Origin of the sequence: Candidatus Methanoperedens nitratireducens (genome assembly GCF_900196725.1) — an archaeon.
Lineage (GTDB): Archaea > Halobacteriota > Methanosarcinia > Methanosarcinales > Methanoperedenaceae > Methanoperedens > Methanoperedens nitroreducens_A.
The window spans coordinates 1-4,284 of sequence record NZ_FZMP01000088.1 but is presented as its reverse complement, the minus strand read 5'-3'; the positions used below and the strand labels follow the sequence as shown (position 1 = coordinate 4,284).

Annotated in this window: 3 protein-coding genes; 2 read left to right on the top strand and 1 reads right to left on the bottom strand. The window is 48.4% G+C overall.

Translation table 11 applies throughout. From position 1 onward, the window contains the following. The first annotated feature begins 184 nt into the window (after window positions 1-184). Both MNV_RS06790 and MNV_RS06785 read left to right on the top strand, forming a co-directional pair. Window positions 185-1,669, top strand: coding sequence for an aldehyde dehydrogenase family protein (locus tag MNV_RS06790; RefSeq protein ID WP_096204701.1), 1,485 nt, complete (start codon window positions 185-187; stop codon window positions 1,667-1,669). Next, a complete protein-coding gene (locus MNV_RS06785) occupies window positions 1,666-2,943 on the top strand; it encodes an aspartate aminotransferase family protein (protein ID WP_096204699.1) in 1,278 nt (425 codons plus the stop codon). Before MNV_RS06790 ends, MNV_RS06785 begins: the two co-directional genes overlap by 4 nt. A 33-nt stretch (window positions 2,944-2,976) precedes the next feature. On the opposite strand, the gene MNV_RS06780 is transcribed toward MNV_RS06785, so the two are convergent. After that, a complete protein-coding gene (locus MNV_RS06780; RefSeq protein WP_096204697.1) occupies window positions 2,977-4,218 on the bottom strand; it encodes an MFS transporter in 1,242 nt (413 codons plus the stop codon). Window positions 4,219-4,284 lie beyond the last annotated feature (66 nt).

Below are 4,284 nucleotides of genomic sequence, written 5' to 3'. Positions count from 1 at the left end.
ATCTATTTCAGTAACGGGATAAGAAAATGTGTTTATAGTTTCCTATTCGTTAAAAAATTATTGAAGACAAATTGTGCTGTATAATACTCAAATATTTGACTATAAGGATATTATATACTTACATTAAATCTGCACAAAAACCTTCAAATAGCTTCCCCACCAACTTAATAATCGGGTGAAGTGTTTGCAGGAATATAAGCTATTCATAAACGGCGAATGGGTAAACTCAAGCAGCGGCGAGACATTTGATGATATCAACCCGGCGACCCTTGAAGTGATCGCAAAGCTCCATAAGGCAACAGAGGAAGATGTGCAGCGCGCAGTTGACAGCGCGCATGACGCTTTTGAAAAATGGAGCCGCACCCCCGCACCTTCGCGTGGCAAGATCCTCTTCAGGGCGGCAAGGATGCTTGAGGAGCGAAAGGAAGAACTGGCGCGCCTCATGACAATCGAGATGGGGAAAATCCTGAAGGAAACGCGGGGGGATGTTCAGGAAGCTATCGACATTACATACTACGCTGCCGGGGAAGGGAGAAGGCTGTTGGGAGAGACCACGCCCTCAGAGCTGCCTGATAAGTTCAGCATGACGGTCCGAAGACCAATAGGTGTTATTGGGTTAATTACGCCCTGGAACTTCCCGATAGCTATTCCTGCCTGGAAAATAATGCCAGCCCTGATATCCGGCAATACTATCGTGTTCAAACCTGCAAGCGATACTCCCCTGCTCTCCATTGAACTTGTAAAGATACTCGCTGAGGCAGGGCTTCCGAAAGGAGTTCTGAACTTAGTGATGGGCGAAGGAAGTACTGTCGGCAGCGCGATCGTCCATAATAAGGGAATCCGCGCCATATCGTTCACAGGTTCGGTCGATACCGGTAAATGGATACTCGGTGAGGCAAGCAGGGATATGAAGCGCGTGTCGCTTGAACTCGGGGGCAAGAACCCCGTCATTGTAATGGATGATGCGAATTTAGCTCTTGCGATCGACGGCGTGCTCTGGGGTGCTTTCGGGACGACCGGACAGCGGTGTACAGCCGCAAGCCGCGTCATAGTGCATGAAAAAATACTCCCTGAGTTCCAAAAGAGGCTCATAGAACGAACAAAGCAGCTCAGGCTTGGGAACGGTATTGATGAAACTACAGATGTGGGGCCGGTCATCAACAATTCACAGCTCCAGAAAGTCGCAAAGTATGTGAATATCGGAAAAGAAGAAGGCGCTAAACTTGTACTGGGCGGAAACATCGTTAAACCACTGCCCGGGTATTTTTTTGAGCCTACAATATTTACGGATGTATCCCCGGATATGCGGATAGCGCAGGAAGAGATATTCGGTCCTGTTCTTTCTCTGATCAGCGCAGCAAGCCTTGATGAAGCCATAGGTATAGCCAATTCTGTAATTTACGGTCTTTCATCATCGATATATACGGAGAATATAAAAAATTCTTTTATGGCAATTGAAAAAATAGAGGCAGGCATAACGTACATCAATGCCCCTCCGATAGGCGCTGAGATACACCTTCCCTTTGGAGGTGTGAAGGCTACGGGGAACGGCACGCGCGAAGCTGGCACCACGGCAATAGAGGAATTCACGGAGCTAAAAACAGTTTATTTCGATTATAGCGGAAAACTCCAGAAAGCGCAGATAGATGTGGCGCAGGAGAAACTATGAGAAAAATAACCCGGAAATCCAGGGATATCATAGACAGGGATAGTAAAGTCATATCCTCGCTTACGCGCCCCTACGAGCTTGTCATCGATCATGCCGATGGCTCGACCATATACGATGTTGAGGGCAACAGCTACATAGACTTTGCCTCAAGTGTGGCTGTGATGAACATCGGGTATAACAATAAAGAATTCAAGGAAGCCGTGTGCGCCCAGATGGACAAAATAGTTCACTGTGGTTTCTCGGATTTTAATTCCGAGATGCCGGTGAAACTGGCAGAAAAGCTTTGCAGGATGACCGGGTATGAAAAGTTATTCTTTTCTAATTCCGGGGCTGAGACCGTAGAAGCTGCCATGAAACTTGCGTTCAGGTACACGAAACGAAGCAGCATGCTCGCGTTCTACCGCGCCTTTCACGGCAGGACGCTTGGAGCGCTGTCCCTCACAAGCTCAAAGGTGAGGCATAAAGAGCATTACCCGTCCCTGCGGGTCGTGCATTCCTATTATGCATACTGCTACCGCTGCCCGTTCAACCTTGAATACCCGGATTGCGGCATCACCTGCGCAAGAGAGATAGAATTTACTACTTTCAAGAGGGTGCTTTCGCCAGATGATACAGCCGCAATTGCAGTAGAACCCATACAGGGTGAAGGCGGGTTTATCGTCCCGCCATCTGAGTTCCATAAAGAGCTCCGCAGGATTTGCGACGAGAACGATATCCTGTTAATTGCAGATGAAGTCCAGAGCGGCGGCTTTCGGACAGGGAAATTCATGGCGATGGAGAATTTCGGTGTGAGAGCTGATATCGTGTGTATGTCAAAATCCATCGGCAGTGGAATACCTCTTGGGGCAACATTATCGACCGGCGAGATTATGAGCTGGCCGCCGGGAGCCCATGCCAATACATTCGGGGGCAACCTTCTGGCTGCGGCTGGGGGGCTTGCAACTCTTGAGTTTATGGAAAGCAACAGGCTCGGAGAAAAAGCTGTTGAGAAAGGCACATATCTTATGAAACGCCTGAACGAATTAAAAGACGAATACCGGATAATCGGGGATGTTCGCGGCATAGGTCTTATGATAGGCGTGGAACTCGTGGAAGAGAATAAAGCTCCCGCGGTTGAAAAACGTGAAAAGATAGTCAAAAAGGCTGTTGAAGAGGGGTTGATATTGCTTCCTGCCGGTGATTCGGTTATAAGGTTCGTGCCTCCTTTGATTATCTCGAAAGAAGAGATTGATTGCGGTCTTGAGATGTTCGAGACCACGCTAAAAAGCCTATAAACTGAGAAATCCCATAGAGAGAAGTCAGCAATATCAGGTCGAAGGAACAGCCTCTTTCATCGTATATGCCACCACAGCCCCGGATATTATCATAAGAATAGCTGTAATGTAAAAGCTTGAAACTATTCCAAATACATCCATAGAAAGACCGATGATAACTGCCCCAAAAGCATATCCGGAGTCTCTCCACATGCGATACACGCCAAGAGCCGAGGCGCGCCATGCCGGGTTTGATGAGTCACTTATCGCTGCTATCAGCGTGGGATAGAGAAGCGCCATACCGGTGCCTGTCGCTGTGGCTGTGAACAGCCAGAAATAGAACCCGCTGCCAAAGACGGTGAGGAGTACGCCGATACCGCATATCCACATCCCTGCTACGATGAGCCGTTTTCTCCCTATTCTGTCCGAGACAGGTCCAGCCGCAAGCTGCAAGAAGCCCCAGCTTATGCCATAGGCTCCCACTATAATTCCGATTTCATCCACACCCAGCGATCCGAAGAAGAAGAGAGGAAAAGCAGCCCATGCCATAACATCCACGAACTTCTCTATAAGACCTGCCTGTGAGCACGCGAACATGTTCCTGTCTTCCCATGAGACACGCTTTAAAACATCGTAAAAACCAAGTCCGTCAGGCATACTTACTGACACCCGGGAAATGCGGGTATAGGGCAAAGTCTCCTTCACCAATCCGACAGAGACCAGAAGAGCTACGGCAATTACAGCAAGCCCGAAGTAAAAAGGTACAGGTCTTATCCCGAAGACCGCTGCAAGGTAGCCTGTAACCATCGTAGCAACCGCAACCCCGAAATAACCGCCCCACTCGTTCAGGCTTGCAGCCAGTCCCCTTTCTCCTTCACCAGCCATATCGAGCTTTGAGGTCTGGGTCATAGTCCAGGTCAGCCCCTGGTTGATTCCCAGGAAGATGTTTGCTATTACCACCCAGAGCCAACTCTGTGCCCATATTATCATCAGAGGGATTGGTATGGCTGCAACCCATCCAAGAATCAGAAGTGGCTTCCTTCCCCAGCGCTCTGACCAAACGCCGCTTGAAAGATTAAGCAGCGCCTTAACAATGCCGAAGCTCACGATAAAGGAGAAAAGTACGCTAAAAGAACCAACATGAAACTCATCCTTCGCGATAATGGGGACTACATTTCTCTCAAGTCCCACAGTCATACCTACAAAAAAGACCAGCATGATTTGCAGGATGAACTGTCCAGGGTTTGCCCTGATACCCGCCCTCAGATTATTATGTTTTATGTTAAACAATACCATGAATCCGCAAAATAAGATTATCTTTAGTGTAGATTAGTGTTAGTGTCCGGCGACCTGCTGGGGTAA

What these genes read in the sequence shown, in the direction of transcription:
- MNV_RS06785 (WP_096204699.1), top strand. Translation starts at nt 1,666, where the DNA reads ATGAGAAAAATAACCCGGAAATCCAGGGATATCATAGACAGGGATAGT.
- MNV_RS06780 (WP_096204697.1), bottom strand. Translation starts at nt 4,218, where the DNA reads ATGGTATTGTTTAACATAAAACATAATAATCTGAGGGCGGGTATCAGG.